Origin of the sequence: Paraburkholderia sp. J69-1, assembly GCF_905220255.1 — a bacterium.
Lineage (GTDB): Bacteria > Pseudomonadota > Gammaproteobacteria > Burkholderiales > Burkholderiaceae > Paraburkholderia.
In genome coordinates, this window is the sequence record NZ_CAJMZG010000003.1 from 36445 (window position 1) to 52754 (window position 16310).

The following is a 16310-nucleotide window of genomic DNA, read 5'->3' on the forward strand; positions in this document are numbered from 1 at the left end:
CCGCAAAAGTTGTTTCCCGCACGGCTTATGTTGTACGATGACATAACTCATCGCTTTGCTCACCAGGAGACACCATGCAGATCACCGGCGACATGCTTATCGGAGGCCGCGCCGTGCGCGGCTCGGACCAACCGCTACTGGCCTTCAACCCCGCCACCGGCGAAGACATTCCCGCGCCGGCGTTCGGCAGCGGCACGGCCGCCGACGTCAAGCTCGCCTGCGAACTGGCCGGCGCCGCGTTCGACACCTACCGCAATCTGCCGCTCGCCACGCGCGCGGCCTTTCTCGAACGCATCGCCGACGGCATCGCCGCGCTCGGCGACACGCTGACCGAACGCGCCCACGCCGAAAGCGGTTTGCCGAAGGCCCGTCTCGAAGGCGAGCGCGGCCGCACCGTGGGCCAGTTGCGCCTGTTCGCGCAGGAAGTGCGTCAGGGCGTGTGGCTTGGCGCGACGCTCGATTCCGCCCTGCCCGAGCGCAAGCCGCTGCCGCGCGCCGATCTGCGTCTGCAGAAGATCGCCGTCGGCCCGGTGGCGGTGTTCGGCGCGAGCAACTTCCCGCTGGCGTTTTCGGTCGCGGGCGGCGATACGGCTGCGGCGCTCGCAGCCGGTTGCCCGGTCGTCGTGAAGGCGCATGGCGCGCATCTGGGAACGTCGGAGATGGTCGGCCGCGTGATCCAGCAGGCCGTCAAGGACATGGGCTTGCCCGAAGGCGTGTTCTCGCTGATCGTCGGCGCGGGCCGCACGGTGGGCGAGGCGCTGGTTGCGCATCCGGCCATCAAGGCGGTGGGCTTCACCGGTTCGCGCGCGGGCGGCACGGCGCTGATGCGTATCGCCGCGCAACGCCCGGAGCCGATTCCCGTCTACGCGGAAATGAGCAGCATCAACCCGGTGTTCCTGCTGCCGCAGGCGCTGGCCGCGCGCGGTGCGTCGATCGCGCAGGGTTTCGTCGATTCGCTGGTGCTGGGCGCCGGTCAGTTCTGCACGAATCCGGGCCTGGCGATTGCCGTGGAAAGCCCGGCGCTTGCGCAGTTTGCCGATGCCGCCTCGGCGGCGTTGGCCGGCAAGCCTGCACAGACCATGCTGACGGCCGGCATCCACACGGCGTATGAGCAAGGCGCGCAACGCCTGTCGCAGACGCCTGGCGTCAACGCACTCGCGCAAGGTCAGCCGGAAAGCGGCCCGAACCAGGCCTGCGCCGCCCTCTTCGTCACCGACGCCCGGACCTTCCTCGCGCAGCCCGCGCTGGAGGACGAAGTGTTCGGCCCGGCCTCGACGCTGGTGCGCTGCAAGGACGAAGCCGAACTGCTGGCGGTTGCGGAACACTTCGCGGGCCAGTTGACCGCCACGCTCCAGATGGACGCCGACGACCTTCCCGCCGCTAGACGCCTCCTGCCGATTCTCGAACGCAAGGCTGGCCGCCTGCTGGTCAACGGCTTCCCGACCGGCGCGGAAGTCTCGCACGCGATGGTGCACGGCGGCCCGTTCCCGGCGACGTCCGATAGCCGCGCGACGTCGGTGGGCACGAGCGCGATCGACCGCTTCCTGCGTCCGGTCTGCTATCAGGATTTCCCGGCAGGTCTGCTGCCCGAAGCGCTGGCGGATGGCAACCCGCTGGAACTGTGGCGCCGCAAGGATGGCGACATCGTGCGCGGCTGAACGAGCGTGTGAATGAAAAACGGCGGCCAGATCGATCTGGCCGCCGTTTTTTTATGCCGGGTTGCTGCGCTTCAGGCGGTTTCGCCCGCAGCTGCCGCCGCGCGACGCAGCCGTTCGCGGCTGCTCGACAGATGCATGCGCATGGCCGCGCGCGCGCCTTCGGGATCATGGCGCGCGATCGCTTCGAAAATACTTTCGTGCTCGCGATTCACCAGCTCGGCATAGGCTTTGGGATCGCTGTGCGCGATACCCGCCGAATCGATGCGATGACGCGGAATCAGCGCCGCGCCCATCTGCGTGAGGATATCGACGAAATAACGGTTGCCGGTGGCGCGCGCCACGGAAACGTGAAACTGCAGATCCGCGCCGGGGCTGTCGCCGCCCGCGCGCGTGGCCGCCGAAATCGCGTCGAGCGCCGTGCGGATAGCCGCGAGATCGCGCTCGCTCGCACGCTGGGCGGCAAGGCCCGCGCATTCGGTTTCGAGGCTGATGCGCAATTCCAGCACGGACAGCAGATCGTTGAGCGTGCTCGCGGGCACGACATCGAGATCGAGCGGCTCGCGGCGCGGCTCCAGCACGAAGCTGCCGATGCCATGACGCGTCTCGATCACGGACATCGCCTGCAGACGGGAAATGGCTTCGCGCACCACGGTGCGGCTCACGCCGAGCAGCGTCATGAGACTGCTTTCGGTCGGCAGCTTGTCGCCGGGTTTGAGTGCGCGCGAGGCAATCTGCTCGTTGACGTAGGTGACCACGTGTTCGGCGAGATTGCGATTGCGGGGCGGACGGTTGAGTGTGGGCGCGGCGAGCGGATCGGCCATCGTCCCCTCCTTGGTGTTCGGATTTCGCACCATTATACGTCGTCGGACAACTGCGCGAGCGAGGCGCGGGCGCTTTTATCCCTGCGAACAGGCTATCGGGGCACGCTCTCGCCCAGGACATCGGACAACCTGCTCACGCGCCGGCAAGCCTTCGTGCCATATTTTTTCGATCACTCAAAATTAATATGGAATCCATAACAAACGATACCAGTCATCTCTTGCGAAAATTCGTCGCCGTGTTAGCAAACCTGCTATTTCAAGGGATAAACGTAAAGAAACCGTGCTACGGCAGGTGTACACATTGCTCTCGACAGCCGGGTTTTTTGTCCATAATCTCTCGCAAAGGATGCACACCGGCCTGACATACCCCAGTCACCGGAAAGCGCCTCAACTGATACCGGATCGCATCGCGTTTGTGCTGTCGCTTGTGTTGACCAGCACCCCCACAATTCGCAACGAGGGAATCATTGAGCCATCGCATCGTCCGCGTTGTTAGCGCGTTTGCTGCGGCCCTGGTCGGCGCGATGGCGCTCTCGCTGCCCGGCGCACGGCTGCACGCCGCGCCGCCCGCCGAACGCGCACCCGACACCCTGCAGGCGCGCGTGATGGGCTGCGCCGCGTGCCACGGCGCGCATGGCGAAGGCACCGAAAACGACTACTTCCCGCGCCTTGCGGGCAAGCCCGAGGGCTATCTCTACAACCAGTTGATCGCGTTTCGCGACGGCGGCCGCAGTTATCCGCCGATGAACTATCTGCTGGCCTATCTGCCCGACGCCTACCTCAAGCAGATCGCCGCCTTCTTCGCCCAGCAGCATCCGCCCTATCCGGCGCCCGCCACGCCCAGGGTCGATGCCGCCATGCTGGCGCTGGGCAAATCGCTCGTGACCAACGGCGCGCCCGAGCGCAAGGTGCCCGCCTGCGCGGCCTGCCACGGCGCCTCGCTCACGGGCATGCAGCCCGCGATTCCGGGCTTGCTGGGCCTGCACGCGGATTACATCAGCGCGCAGCTGGGCGCGTTCCGCTACGGCACGCGCCGCGCCGCCAGCCCGGACTGCATGCACGACATCGCCTCACATCTGGCCGAGCGCGACATCACGGCGATTGCCGCCTGGCTGGCCGCCCAGCCCGCCCCGGCCGATCCGATGCCAGCCGCGCCCGCGCCGCTGCCGCTCGCGTGCGGCAGCGTCCCCCACTAGCCGAGGCCTCGACGTGCGCAGACTTCGATCCCTCATCGCCGTGACTGGCTGGCTCCTTGCAGCGCTGACGCTCAACGCGCTCGCGCAAAGCGCCGCGCCCACTGTCAACGCCGCAGACGCCGCGAGCGCAGCGGCAGCAGCGGCCACTGCCAACGCCAAACCCATGGCCGCCAACGCCGTGCAGATCGCGCGCGGCGAATACCTCGCGCGCGCAGGCGACTGCATTGCCTGCCACACCGTGCCGTCGCAACAGATGTTCGGCGGCGGGCGGCCGATGGAAACGCCGTTCGGCACGCTTTACACGCCGAATATCTCCTCCGATAAAACCTATGGCATTGGCGCATGGAGCGCCGACGAGTTCTATCGCATGCTGCACGAAGGCAAATCGCGCGACGGCACGCTGCTTTATCCGGCGATGCCCTTCGCCTCCTACACCCGGGTGACGCGCGCCGACTCCGACTCGATCTACGCCTATCTGATGTCCACGCAAGCCGTGCATCAGCCCAATCGCGCCCACACGCTGCGATTTCCGTATAACCAGCGCTCGCTATTGCTTGGCTGGCGCGCGCTGTTCTTTCGTGCGGGCGAATTCAAGCCCGATCCGAAACAGTCGGTCGAATGGAATCGCGGCGCGTATCTGGTGCAGGGACTCGGCCATTGCACGATGTGCCATACGGAAATCAATGCATTGGGCGGCAATTCCGCCTCGAAGGAATTTCAGGGTGGTTTGATTCCCCTGCAGAACTGGTATGCGCCTTCGCTTACGTCCAACAAGGAAGCGGGGCTCGGCGACTGGAGCATCGACGATATCGTCGATCTGCTGCACGCCGGTGTGTCTAATCGCGGCGCCGTCTATGGGCCAATGGCGGAAGTCGTCTACGACAGCTTCCAGTACCTCACCGAAGACGACGTGCGCGCCGTAGCCGTCTATCTGAAGTCGCTGCCTGGCCATTCGAACGAAGTCGATCAATCGCCCAGGAGCCAGGTCGTCACGGAAGAATCGAATCGTCTCGCGCCACTCGGGCAGAAGATTTACGAGGCGCAATGCGCCGTGTGTCACGCCACGCAGGGACAAGGAAAACTGCCACATTTCCCGCCGCTCGCGAACAATCAGTCGATCCAGATGAATTCGGCGGTGAACCCTATTCGCATGGTCCTCAATGGCGGTTACGCGCCGGGCACCATAAAGAATCCGATGCCCTATGGCATGCCGCCTTTCGCGCAATCGCTTTCGGATGAAGAAGTGGCCGCTGTGGTGACCTATATCCGCACGGCGTGGGGAAATCACGGCGCGCCGGTATCGGTGAAAGAAGTCAACGCACTACGCTCCGCGCCGCTTTTCTAGCAACGTTTATCACGAGGCCGCGATGATCGAAACACCCGTTCCCGAGCAGCCAGGCGAGCGAGCGCAACACGAACAGGTCGACGAGATCGTTCGCCAGGGGCCGGGCGGTGCGCTGGCGCTGGCCAGCATCGCCACGGCGATCGTGGCGGCAATCTGGTTCGCCTTCTACTTTCTGGTGTTCCTGCCTCGCGGCGTGATCCAGTGAAACACTCCTGACCTGCGCGAACCGCTCCCATGTCCACGCATCCAACCGATCCCCATGCCAGCGCCGAAGTCGCCGCACGCGTGGAGCGCCGCTGGGCCATGTTCATGGTCGCGCTCGCTCTCGTGCTGGTGGCGATGGTGGTTTTCACCGGTCTGCACTGGGCCATGATGCCGCCTTCGCGCGTCGAAACCATCAATCCGGAAACGCTGCACGTATCCGGCGAGTTCGTCGAAACCAATCTGGGCAGCGCACTCGAACCCAATGGCTCCGTGACGGTGCGCGTGCTGGCGCAGCAGTATTCGTTCACGCCGCAATGCATCGTCGTGCCAGCGGGCGTGCCGATCACCTTTCGCGCCACCAGCGCCGACGTCGTGCACGGTTTTCTCGTCACCGACACCAACCTCAATTCGATGGTCGAGCCGGGCTACGTCTCCACTTTCCGCACGACCTTTGCCCAACCCGGCGATCACCTGATGCCCTGCCACGAATATTGCGGCACCGGTCATCAAGGCATGTGGGCCCACGTCAAAGTAGTCGATCGCGACGCCTTCATGCAGATGGCCGCGCTGCCGGAGAATCATTCGGGGAGACTGAGCTGTGTTAAATAACAAGCGCCTCGTGCTCGCCCATTTCTGGCTCGGGTTCGTGCTGTTCGGCGTGGCGCTATTGCTGGGCGCCTGGCAGATGCTCGTACGCAGCCCGCTCCACCCATGGCTTAAGGACCCCGAAATATATTATCGATCCGTGACGGAACACGGCACGGTGATGGGCTATGCGTTCCCCACGCTGATCGCCATGGGTTTTGGATACGCAGTGAGCGAGCTTGCGCTCAAGCGCCCGCTCGTAGGGGTGCGCTTCGCGTGGCTTGGCTTCATTCTGCTCACGCTCGGTGCGGTGACGGCTTCGGTGCCGGTTGCGCTCGGCCGTGCATCGGTGCTCTACACCTTCTATCCGCCGATGATCGGCAATGTGTTCTATTACATCGGCGTGGTGCTGGTGGTGGTCGGCTCGTGGATCTGGGTTGCGCTGATGAGCGTGAATCTCGCGGCATGGAAGCGCGAGAATCGCGGCAAACCCGTGCCGCTGGCGATGTTCGCAACCACGGCAGGCGCGTATCTGTGGGGCTGGACCGCCGTGGGCGCGGCGATCGAGGTGCTGTTCCAGATCCTGCCCGTCGCGCTGGGCTGGCGCCACACCATCGATGCCGGACTCGCCCGCGTGTTCTTCTCCTGGACCTTGCATGCCATCGTCTACTTCTGGCTGATGCCCGCCTATATCGCCTATTACACGATCATTCCGCGTGCAATTGGCGGGCGCCTTTATAGCGATTCAATGGCGCGCATCTCATTCATTTTATTTCTGGTCGTGGCGATGCCCATCGGCCTGCATCACCTTTTTACCGATCCGCAGGTGGGCGCGGGCTTCAAGTTCCTGCAATCGGTCTTTACCGCGCTGGTGGCCGTGCCCACGCTGCTCACGGTATTCACGATCTGCGCTTCGGTTGAAATTGCGGGACGGCTGCGCGGCGGCAAAGGCGTATTCGGCTGGATCGCAAAGCTGCCCTGGCATAACCCGCAAATGCTCGCACTCGCATTTTCCTTTGTGATGCTGGGATTCGGCGGCGCGGGCGGCCTCATCAATATGAGCTACCAGCTCGATCAGCCGATCCACAACACGCAATGGGTCACGGGGCATTTCCACCTGATTTACGGCGGCGCAATCGTCATCATGTATTTCGCCATTGCCTACGATCTATGGCCGCAACTCACCGGGCGCACGCTCGCCAACTGGCGCCTGATGCGCTGGCAATTGTGGCTGTGGTTTATCGGCATGATCGTGACGACGTTTCCCTGGCATCTGGTCGGCCTGCTCGGCATGCCGCGCCGCATGGCCTATTTCGATTACAGCGATCCCGCGCTGGCGGCGCAGGCCAGTCTCGTGACGATATCGGCGATTGGCGGATTGATTCTCGTGATGTCCGCCGTGCTGTTTTTTGTGGTGCTGCTGCAAGGCCATCGCAGCGCCACGCAGCCCGCCGAGGAATACCGCTTCAGCGCGCCGGTGCACGAATCGCCGAGACTGCCGGTGGCGCTCAACAGCTTCGCGCTGTGGATCGTGCTGATGGTCGCGCTGACGATCGCCAATTACGGCTACCCCATCGCGCAACTGCTCGCGACGCCGGACACCACCGTGCCCGCCATCCCGATCGGAGCGCCGCGATGAACGACGAACGCCTGTTCTCGTTACGCAATGTCTGGTTTCGCGCGAGCGTTGGCGCGACCATTCTGGTGCTCGTCGTATCCGCGCTGATCGGTTTTGTCTGGCTGCCGTCCGCGCAAAGCGACCCGCAATTTCGGGGGCTCTGGAACGCGATCTGCAGCGCGGCGGGCGTGCCGCGTCAGTGGGGTCAGGCAAGCGCCACCGTCACGCCCGGCTACAAGGTCAGCACGGTCGAACTCGCGCCGCACATACTCGACGACGCCACTTCGCTATCGATCGGACGCGGCGCCACCCTCTCGCTGCGTTGCACCATGTGCCACGGTCCGCGCGGCATGAGCGAAGCAAATTCGCCGAATCTCACCGGCCAATACGCGAGCGTGGTCTACAAGGAATTGCTCGACTTCCAGAGCGGCGCGCGCCAGAGCGCCGTGATGTCGCCGATGGCGCAGAATCTTTCCGATCAGGACATGCGCGATCTGGCTGCGTATTACGCTTCGCTCGCCCCCGTTGCGCGCCTGAGTGGCGATATGCCCGCGATCGTCGCGCACGGCGCGCCGATGCGCAACATTCCCGCTTGCGCGGCCTGCCACGGCGGTATCGACAGCAAGGTGGGCAGCCCGTGGCTCGACGGCCTGCCCGCCGCTTATACGAAAGCGCAGCTCATGGCATTCGCAAACGGCACGCGCCACAACGATATTTCCGAACAGATGCGCAACATCGCGCGCAATATGACGCCCGAGGAAATCGACACGGCCGCCGCGTGGTATGCGGGCAGCGCGAGTCCTTGACCCGAGCTTGACCCGAGCGCGATGCGTGACCCGTGACGCGACGCCGTAGCGAATGCGCCGCGGCACGCCGTTTGCGCGCCTGCTCGATCCCCGCTGTAACCTCTTCGACCACTTCCCTCACGGAGAAACATCATGCAAAAGATGGCAAGCGCCAAATGGCATGGCGGCATCAAGGACGGCCAGGGCACGATTTCGACCCAGACCGGCGTGCTGCGCGACGCGCCCTATGGCTTCGCCTCGCGTTTCGAAGGCGGTCCCGGCACCAATCCCGAAGAGTTGATCGGCGCCGCGCATGCAGGCTGTTTCACCATGGCGTTCTCGCTTTTCCTGACCGAAGCGGGCTTCAAGGCCGACAACATCGAGACGAAATCGACGGTCACGCTGGAAAAAGTGGGCGAAGGCTTTTCGATCACGGCCTGCCAGCTCGACATGACCGCGACGATTCCCGGTATCGATCAGGCGACGTTTGAAAAACTCGCGACGGGCGCGAAAGAAAACTGCCCAGTGTCAAAGCTGTTCGCAAACAACGCGAAGATCACCTTGAACGCGAAGCTGGCGGGTTAAGTGCTATTCAGCGACGTACTTCAGCAACATGCGGCGGCCCGGCCACGCCGATTCACGCCGGGTCCGCTGCCGTGGTGGAGTTTGCTGGACTTTGATGGAGAAACCGTCATGGCCATTCCCCATGCCGCGCCCGGCGAGGTCTTCGACGTCCGCCCGCTTGGCGCCGCGCTCAAGAACGCGAACACGATCACCCTGATTCGTGCGGCGCAACTGGAAGTCATCCGCATGGTGCTGCCCGCGGGCAAACGCGTGCCGGAGCATCGCGCGCCCGGCGAAATCACCGTGCTATGCGTCGAAGGCGTGATCCGCTTTGCCATCAACGGCGAACCCCGCACCATGCACGCCGGCGACATGCTGCTGCTGAACAAGGGCGAGGCGCACGCGCTGGAAGCACTCGACGACGCCTCGATCATCGTGACGATTCATCTCGCGCACGACGCGCATTGAGTGCGCTGGCAAATCAGACCGACTTGGGATCGTCGCCGTATTTATTGGGCCCCGAATCGCCATCCTGCGCCCAGAAAATCAGGTTCACGATAGGCAGCAGATACCACCAGCCGCTGCGGCCCGTGTCATGCAGACGACGCACACCAACGGCAACGGTGGGCAGAAATACAGCGAGGTTGTAAAGGCTGTTCAAGGCGCTCTCGACATTCAGCATCCAGCCGATGATCAATAAGCCAATTGAAATTAGCGTGCTGAACAGCGTGAAATACCAGAACTCTTTGCGGCGCGCGCGACCGCTAAACGTGACGTATTTCTTGAGCGGCCCGATATACCAGTTCTGCGGCGCTTCTTCTCCCGTCCCAACACTCGCAGCGGCCAGCGCGACCGTGCCCTGCTGGATTGCCCCGCAACCCGGACACGTCTGGGCCGTCTTGTGAAGCTGCTTGCCGCAGCCGTAGCAGAACATCATATCCATCGATTCGCTCCTTTATTCACTGTCGTTATTTGTGCGGATTGAATACGCCGATGCGAAGACAACTTCGGACATTATTATGCGAACTACATGACACCGAATACGCACCCCGCGCACCCCGTCCAACGGATTATCGACATCTTCATATGAAAAATTGAAGAACTTTTAGAATCGAACCTTTCTATTATTCATAGCGGATCGATTCGCCGATATTTAAATCGCGCGTAATGATGCCTCAAATAGTCGATTTTCCATAATCGATTCAATTCGCATGCATTCAATGCTTGCGGCATATCAATTCGAATAGGGAATAAAGGGAACCGCAGACTGGAACTGGTTGCACGCGCAACCTTGACGATCGCAGTGCGAGGCGCAAGAGAAAGGCCTCAAAAACAGTGACGAGGCGCGCTCGCCCCGTCACCGCTCATTCAACGCGTGGGCTGCAATTGGCCCCAGCTCACCAGAATGGCCTGAATGCTGCGCGCGTAGGCATCGCGCTCGCCCGGCGATTCCGAGTGATACGCGCCAATCGCACGCCACGTGTTGCCGTATCGCACCATCTTTTGCTTGAGCAACCACGCGGCCACAAAGATATTCACGCACGGGTCCGTGAGCGCGCGATGCGGAATGCCCTGGCGCGCCAGTTCGGAAAAATGAATCGAATTGATCTGCGCCTGGCCAACGTCGATCGAACCGTTGGTATTGTGGTTCACGGCCGAGGCATCGCCTTTCGATTCGCGCCATGCCACGGCGCGCAGCACGAGCGGATTCACGCCTTGATAGGCGCCGGCTTTTTCGAAGCAGTCGTTATCGGTCGTCGAAGCTTGCGCGGCGGGCGTGCCCAATGCAGCGGCCGCACAGGCCAGCACACCGAAAACGCCGAGGCGCGTGCGGCGTAGCGCACGCAATAGATTGACAGACATCCCCGTGATCTCCTGATTAGCGCGCCAATGCAACATCGAGTTGATGCTCGATGTCCTTCAGATAGGTGCGCGAAGAATCGGACACCACGAGCCGCGCCGTCGGCCCAACCGGGCGGACATCATGCTGGCGCTGCTTCTTTTTGCGTGACGACGTGCGTGGCGCAGGCAGATCGTCGTCATCGCTGCTGGCTGCGGGCGGCAGCATCGCGAGCGTGGGCAGCGGCGGATACACCTTGTCGCTGGAAGGCGAAGCGGAAAATCCCGCCGACGCCTGCAGGCTCGCGCCCGAAGCATCCGGCTGGCCCGCCCAGGCGGCGGTGGACAGCAGCATCGCGCCGAGCGCGGAAGCAATCATGCGCATCTCGTCAGCCTCCCGATTGCAGCGGCTCGATCGACACGCTGTACGTCTGGTTCGCGCCGGCCGTGAGGTTTTCGAGCACCGGCTTGTTGGTCTGGTGCACCGGCACGCCGTGCCAGATCGCCTCGTTGATGTATCGCAGATCCTGACCGAGCGCGGTCACGCGAATCAAGGTCGGGCGCTTTTGCGCAGCGGCCAGCGCGCCCGCCTTGGCGAGCACGGCGCTCAGTTGCGGATCGCGTGCGCCGAGCGCATCGGCGGGAATATCGAAGCGCAGGATCGCGCCCGACAAGGCCGGCTTGCCAGCCTGCGCCGAATCGACCGGATGCAATTGCGCGCAGCCTGTCACGGCAAGTACGGCGAGTAAGAAGACAACGCGCTTCACGTCCCAATCTCCAGAGTTACAGGTCTACATGCGCGTTTTCGGCTTTTTTTACGTGGACTTGATAGTCGGACGGCAAACGTTTGCCAAAAAGGAAAAACTCGCTCGCGATGTGCGGCCTTGGGGAACATTGCCGCCAGAGGAATCGCAGTCTGTGTAGAGAATTGCTTCGTCAATCGGCGAACCATGACATTTGCTTACTCGTCATATGCCCATTTTTAGTGCATTCGTCTAACGAAATAGGCAGTCACCAGTCATTTTCACCTGTTCGATTTCTTCGAACATCTTCGTCGTTCTGCTCGCACGGCAACGGGCGTGATGCGGTCCATCATCGGTTCCAACGTGTCGAACATTCATTCGGCCACTTCTCAAGGAACCGCTCACATGAAGCTCTCATCCACACTCAAGCGCGCCGCGGCCGCGCTCGCCAGCGCCGCCGCGCTAGTCGCAACGGCCCACGCTGCGGCGCCCGCTATCTCCGCGCACGATATCGAAGCGAATGGCCTGCGCCTGCACTATCTCCAGGCCGGCGCCGGTGCCGGTGACGGGTCTGGTTCCGGATCCAGCTCCGCAGATGGCAACGACGCCACGCCCGTCGTGCTCCTGCACGGCTACACGGAAACCAGCCATATGTGGCGCCCGCTGATGACGCGCCTCGCCGCGAACGGCCCGATGATCGCGCCCGACCTGCCCGGCGCGGGCGATTCGGGCATCCCCGCGAACGGTTACGACAAGAAGGCGCTCGCGCAGGACATTCACGCCATGGTCCATGCGCTCGGCTATCGCAAGGTGAAGATCGTCGGTCACGATATCGGCCTGATGGTGGCCTATGCTTATGCCGCACAATATCCCGACGAAGTGCAAAGCATCGTGCTGATGGATGCATTCCTGCCCGGCGTCGGCGACTGGCAAAAGGTTTTCCTGCTGCGCGACAAATGGCATTTCAACTTTTATGGCGCCACGCCGCTTGCGCTCGTGCAAGGCCGCGAACGCGTCTACTTCGAGCACTTCTGGAATGACTTCGCCGCCAACGGCAATCATTCGTTATCCGAAGCAGATCGCCGATACTATTCCGCCGCGTATGCACGCCCCGGCCGTATGCAAGCCGGCTTCGAGTATTTCCACGCATTCGGACAAGACGCCGACGATTTCGCCGCCTTCGCGCAAAAGCCCTTGACGATGCCGATGCTCGTGGTCGCGGGAGAAAAAGCCTCCGGCACTTTCCTGATCGATCAGGCCAGGCAGGTCGATACCCACGTGGAAGGCGTCATCGTGCCGGGTTCGGGACACTGGCTGATGGAAGAAGCGCCCGAGCCGACCATGGCCGCCATCGAACGCTTCATTGAAACACCGCAACCGCTCGCCGCGAAGTGATTGCGTGCGCAACGTCCCGCATCGCAATCGACGCGGGACGTTGCATCAAACCCACTCAGTTCGCCGCAACCGGATCGTCATTCAGCGTCTTGAGGAAGGCCTCGATATCGCGAATCTCATCGGCGGTCATTGCCGGTTTTTCGCCGAACTTGCGATCGAACGGCGCATCGGTCACATCGACATTCTTCTGGAATTGCGCCGGAATATCGTCGTATTTGTCGATCTTGCCGTTGGCGCCATGCGGATAGAACTTGCCCGGATCGGTATTGCGCTCGTTATAGAACGCCATCACCTGATCGAGGTTGTGATAAATGCCGTTGTGGAAGAACACCGACCGCGTGCTGGTATTACGCAGCGTGGGCGTGAGGAACATGCCGCAATATTGCGTCTGGTCCTTGAAGTCGGAGCGGAACGGCCCGCACACGCCAAGATCGAAGAATTTCGCATCCTGATTCTGCGCGAGCTTGCGATTGCGCGGCACGCCCAGCGCTTCGTACTGGTAGTCGGTGAACATCGGCGGCAGACCGTCTTTGGCGGGCTTCGACAAATGGCAGCCCGCGCAATTGGCCTTGTCAGGATCGTTGAACAGACGCAGGCCATGCAGTTCGGCCTGGCTCAGATGCGCGCGGCCTTCGAGCCAGCGGTCGTACTTGCTGTTATACGGATGGAACGACTGATCCTCCACCTGATAGCGCGAGATCGCAAACATCGCTTCGGCAACGGCCAGGCGGTGATCGTCGAAAACACGCGCACCAAAGAGCGCATTGAATTCCTTCGCGTACGGCGTGTTCTTGAGCTTTTCGGCAACCGTGTCGATGCTCGTATTCGCCATTTCGACCGGATTCATCAACGGCCCGTACGCCTGCTGCTGGAGCGTGTCGGCGCGGCCGTCCCAGAACAGACCGCCCTGCGGCACCATTTCCACCGAGGTCGATGCGCCGCCCGCGGTCTTCTGCGACTTCACCACATTGGCGGCCGCCGTGGCCTGCTGCGCGACGGTGGGCGCGTCGTCGTTTTCGCCGGCATCGGGGCCGATGCTGAAATTCGGCTGGCGATACAGATACATCAGCGAAGGCGGCGGACGATAGCCCTGCTGCGTCATCGCGAGGCCGCCCTTTTGCACATCGAGGCTATTGGGCGGGCCATAAGCGTGGTCGGGGCTATGACACGACGCGCACGACTGCTGGCCCGAAGCCGACAGCGACGGATCGAAAAAGAGCTTTTTGCCGAGCTGCGCCATCGCCGAAAGCGGCGCGACGGGCGGCCGCTGCAGCACGACCGGATGCGGATTCGCGCCGGTCAGGTTCTCGACGATATCGCCCACCTGCTCGGGCACGTTGGCGGGAAACGCCACGGCATAGGCACAAAAACCCAGCGCGGCAATCGCCACGGCGGCAGCGGCGCGCAGCACGAGGCGCGCGGGCCTGGCCGGCGCACGCGGCGTGGGAGAGGACGGAGTGGGCGATGCGGAAAGCTCGGACATGAAGCGTTCTTCCTGGCGGGACAAAAATGCCGAAAGCCGTGGGCGCCCGGCGGTTGACCGGTGGCGCTCGACACGGCGTCGGGCTCTACCTGCGCCGGTTCGGTTTATCTGAACCGGGCTGAAAAAACGGCGAAAACCCGGCGCGAGGTCCGGGTTTGCCCACCCATCGGATCAACCAGAATCAGGCCGATCGATGCGTGCGCAACCCGATCTCGCGCCGGGCAGCGATCACATCGCCGGTGCGGAGCTCAGTTGCGTGCCGAGCGTGGTGTCGAGGTACAGCGGCGTCGTGTTGGCCGTGCCCGTCAGGTTCAGCATGCCGCGCAGATCGCCGGCTGCCGCATCGAACGAACCGCCACCCAGACGCGCGCTGCCGAGCCAGTTGTCTTCGATGAAGCGCACGACCGAAGCCTGATCGATGAACGTATGGTCGACGTAGTTGGCCTTCGCATACGGCGAGATCACGAGGAACGGAATACGCGTGCCCGGACCGCAGCGGCCGTTGACCGGCGCGCCCGCCACACCCGTCGGCTGCGTGCCCGTACCGCACACGGAGCTGCCGTTGAGCTGGTCGGCTGCGGCCATCGACGAATGCACCGGCGCCATGTACTGGTGGTCGTACCAGCCGTCCGAATCGTCATAGGTCACAACGACGAGCGTGTTCTTCCAGTCCGGCTGCTGCATCAGGAAGTTCACGACCTTCGTGACGAAAGCCTGTTCGTCGAGCGGGTCCGAGTAGCCAGCGTGCGCGTCCTGTGCAGCCGGAGCCTTCAGGAAGTTCACCGACGGATAGTTGCCGGCCTTCACAGCGGCAAAGAAGTCATCCGTGTCGTACTGGTGGTTGGCCGGCTCGGCCGTCTTGCCGTCCGATTCGAGGCTCGAACCGATCGCGGCCGTCGAGCTCGGACGCGTGTGCAGCGGGTTCGACGTCGACTTGAAGTACTGGAACCAGTTGTGGTGCGGGATGTAGTCGTTCGTTGCAGCGTTCACGGCCGTTGCGATCGTGCTGCGCTTGCAGCCCGTCGTGCCGTTCGAGTTCACGGTCTGCAGGTTGAAGCCGCCCATGAAGCCGCCCCAGCTGACCTTCTGCGCGTTCAGCAGGTCGCCGATATTGAGCGCGTTGATCATGCCCGAATCGGTCGTGCTCGAACACGTGTCGTAGCCCGGATCGACGTCGTTGATCATCGTGAGGCCGCCCGCGCCGTCAGCGATGTAGTACGACGAGGTCGTCGCCGTGGCCGGCTGCTTCGACGTGTTCACGAGTTCGAGGCCGTTGGTCTGGCCCGACACCACTTCGAGTGCGCCCGGCGTCGACGGACCGTACGTCGTGGTCCATGCGTTGTCGCTCATCGCGTACTTCTGCGCGTAGTTCCACAGGGCCGTGACGGTGTTGCCGTCGTAGTAGCCCATCACCTGGCCCTTCGTGCCGAAGGCGTCCGCGCCGCCGCTCGTGCCGTTACCCGTGTACTTCGGGAACAGGTCGAGCGCGCCGTTGTCGCCGGCTTGCTGCTCGGCCGTGTAGGCGTGGTTCTGGTCGGCCGTGGCGGCCTGCGAACGGTCCAGACGGAAGGGGTTGGCGGCGCCCGTGCCGTTAGCCGTGTTGGTGAAGTTCGGGTTCGAGGTGAGCAGCGAACCGGACAGACCGTTCACGCTCGGCGTGCCCGTAGCGGCCGAGAAAGCCGGCTCGCCCGTGGGGTTCGTCGAGCTCGGATAGGTCGCGAAGTAGTGGTCGAACGAGACGTTCTCGCCATAGATCACCACGAGATGCTTGATCGGCGTGGCGGTCGTAAGAGCGTCTTGCGCGGACACCGCCGCGGTCGCCGACGATCCATTGTTCGAGTTGCTGCTTCCGCACGCGAACAGTGCGGCGGCCAGACCGGCGCACGGTAGGGCGAGTAATGCTCGGCGATACATGTTGTTGGGCTCCATCGATTCTTCGAGTTGGTTTTAGAGTCCTGCGGGCGCGTCAAAAAGACGTGTGGGCCTGCCTTTCGTATTTCAGCGCCTTCCAGGTACTTACACAGGTAATGCGCCAGACATCAGGGCGTGCGAATTACAACACCGGAACATGACT

17 protein-coding genes are annotated in these 16310 nt (G+C 62.9%); 10 read left to right on the forward strand and 7 right to left on the reverse strand.

The window, feature by feature from the left end:
* Nucleotides 1-74 precede the first annotated feature (74 nt).
* Nucleotides 75-1658: an aldehyde dehydrogenase (NADP(+)) gene (locus U5A67_RS05985; protein WP_321818234.1), complete on the forward strand. Its 1584-nt coding sequence runs from the start codon at nucleotides 75-77 to the stop codon at nucleotides 1656-1658.
* A gap of 71 nt (nucleotides 1659-1729) precedes the next feature.
* Here U5A67_RS05985 and U5A67_RS05990 read toward each other — a convergent pair whose 3' ends face one another.
* Complete coding sequence (locus U5A67_RS05990; RefSeq protein WP_321818233.1) at nucleotides 1730-2479, reverse strand: FadR/GntR family transcriptional regulator; 750 nt, start codon at nucleotides 2477-2479, stop codon at nucleotides 1730-1732.
* 524 nt (nucleotides 2480-3003) lie between these two features.
* On the opposite strand from U5A67_RS05990, the gene U5A67_RS05995 reads away from it, so the two are divergent.
* From U5A67_RS05995 to U5A67_RS06030, 8 genes are all read left to right on the forward strand, one after another.
* On the forward strand, nucleotides 3004-3675 hold the full coding sequence (locus U5A67_RS05995; protein WP_321818250.1) for a c-type cytochrome: 672 nt from the start codon (nucleotides 3004-3006) through the stop codon (nucleotides 3673-3675).
* A gap of 64 nt (nucleotides 3676-3739) precedes the next feature.
* Nucleotides 3740-5020: a c-type cytochrome gene (locus U5A67_RS06000; RefSeq protein WP_415767791.1), complete on the forward strand. Its 1281-nt coding sequence runs from the start codon at nucleotides 3740-3742 to the stop codon at nucleotides 5018-5020.
* Nucleotides 5021-5042: 22 nt separating this feature from the next.
* On the forward strand, nucleotides 5043-5225 hold the full coding sequence (locus U5A67_RS06005; RefSeq protein WP_199126471.1) for a hypothetical protein: 183 nt from the start codon (nucleotides 5043-5045) through the stop codon (nucleotides 5223-5225).
* Nucleotides 5226-5254: 29 nt separating this feature from the next.
* Nucleotides 5255-5833, forward strand: a complete 579-nt coding sequence (locus tag U5A67_RS06010) for a cytochrome C oxidase subunit II (protein WP_321818232.1) — start codon at nucleotides 5255-5257, stop codon at nucleotides 5831-5833.
* A complete protein-coding gene (locus tag U5A67_RS06015) occupies nucleotides 5823-7448 on the forward strand; it encodes a b(o/a)3-type cytochrome-c oxidase subunit 1 (protein ID WP_321818231.1) in 1626 nt (541 codons plus the stop codon). The genes U5A67_RS06010 and U5A67_RS06015 overlap by 11 nt, the downstream gene beginning before the upstream one ends.
* Nucleotides 7445-8233 carry a c-type cytochrome gene (locus U5A67_RS06020; RefSeq protein ID WP_321818230.1) on the forward strand — a complete coding sequence of 263 codons (789 nt, stop codon included), beginning with the start codon at nucleotides 7445-7447 and terminating at the stop codon, nucleotides 8231-8233. Before U5A67_RS06015 ends, U5A67_RS06020 begins: the two co-directional genes overlap by 4 nt.
* Before the next feature lie 132 nt (nucleotides 8234-8365).
* Nucleotides 8366-8797 carry an OsmC family protein gene (locus U5A67_RS06025; RefSeq protein WP_321818229.1) on the forward strand — a complete coding sequence of 144 codons (432 nt, stop codon included), beginning with the start codon at nucleotides 8366-8368 and terminating at the stop codon, nucleotides 8795-8797.
* 108 nt (nucleotides 8798-8905) lie between these two features.
* Nucleotides 8906-9244: a cupin domain-containing protein gene (locus U5A67_RS06030; protein WP_321818228.1), complete on the forward strand. Its 339-nt coding sequence runs from the start codon at nucleotides 8906-8908 to the stop codon at nucleotides 9242-9244.
* Nucleotides 9245-9257: 13 nt separating this feature from the next.
* On the opposite strand, the gene U5A67_RS06035 is transcribed toward U5A67_RS06030, so the two are convergent.
* From U5A67_RS06035 to U5A67_RS06050, 4 genes are all read right to left on the reverse strand, one after another.
* A complete protein-coding gene (locus U5A67_RS06035; RefSeq protein WP_241023344.1) occupies nucleotides 9258-9719 on the reverse strand; it encodes a DUF805 domain-containing protein in 462 nt (153 codons plus the stop codon).
* A gap of 425 nt (nucleotides 9720-10144) precedes the next feature.
* The gene (locus U5A67_RS06040) at nucleotides 10145-10639 is read right to left on the reverse strand and encodes a lytic transglycosylase domain-containing protein (protein WP_205982620.1); all 495 of its coding nucleotides are present in this window, start codon (nucleotides 10637-10639) and stop codon (nucleotides 10145-10147) included.
* 16 nt (nucleotides 10640-10655) lie between these two features.
* Complete coding sequence (locus U5A67_RS06045; RefSeq protein ID WP_321818227.1) at nucleotides 10656-10994, reverse strand: hypothetical protein; 339 nt, start codon at nucleotides 10992-10994, stop codon at nucleotides 10656-10658.
* 10 nt (nucleotides 10995-11004) lie between these two features.
* The gene (locus U5A67_RS06050; protein ID WP_321818226.1) at nucleotides 11005-11382 is read right to left on the reverse strand and encodes a hypothetical protein; all 378 of its coding nucleotides are present in this window, start codon (nucleotides 11380-11382) and stop codon (nucleotides 11005-11007) included.
* A gap of 381 nt (nucleotides 11383-11763) precedes the next feature.
* On the opposite strand from U5A67_RS06050, the gene U5A67_RS06055 reads away from it, so the two are divergent.
* Entirely contained in the window at nucleotides 11764-12753 is a 990-nt protein-coding gene (locus U5A67_RS06055; RefSeq protein WP_321818225.1) for an alpha/beta hydrolase, read from the forward strand.
* A gap of 55 nt (nucleotides 12754-12808) precedes the next feature.
* Here U5A67_RS06055 and U5A67_RS06060 read toward each other — a convergent pair whose 3' ends face one another.
* Together U5A67_RS06060 and U5A67_RS06065 are read right to left on the reverse strand one after the other, a co-directional pair.
* The gene (locus U5A67_RS06060; protein WP_205982624.1) at nucleotides 12809-14236 is read right to left on the reverse strand and encodes a cytochrome-c peroxidase; all 1428 of its coding nucleotides are present in this window, start codon (nucleotides 14234-14236) and stop codon (nucleotides 12809-12811) included.
* Nucleotides 14237-14464: 228 nt separating this feature from the next.
* Nucleotides 14465-16150 carry a phospholipase C gene (locus tag U5A67_RS06065; RefSeq protein WP_205982625.1) on the reverse strand — a complete coding sequence of 562 codons (1686 nt, stop codon included), beginning with the start codon at nucleotides 16148-16150 and terminating at the stop codon, nucleotides 14465-14467.
* Nucleotides 16151-16310 lie beyond the last annotated feature (160 nt).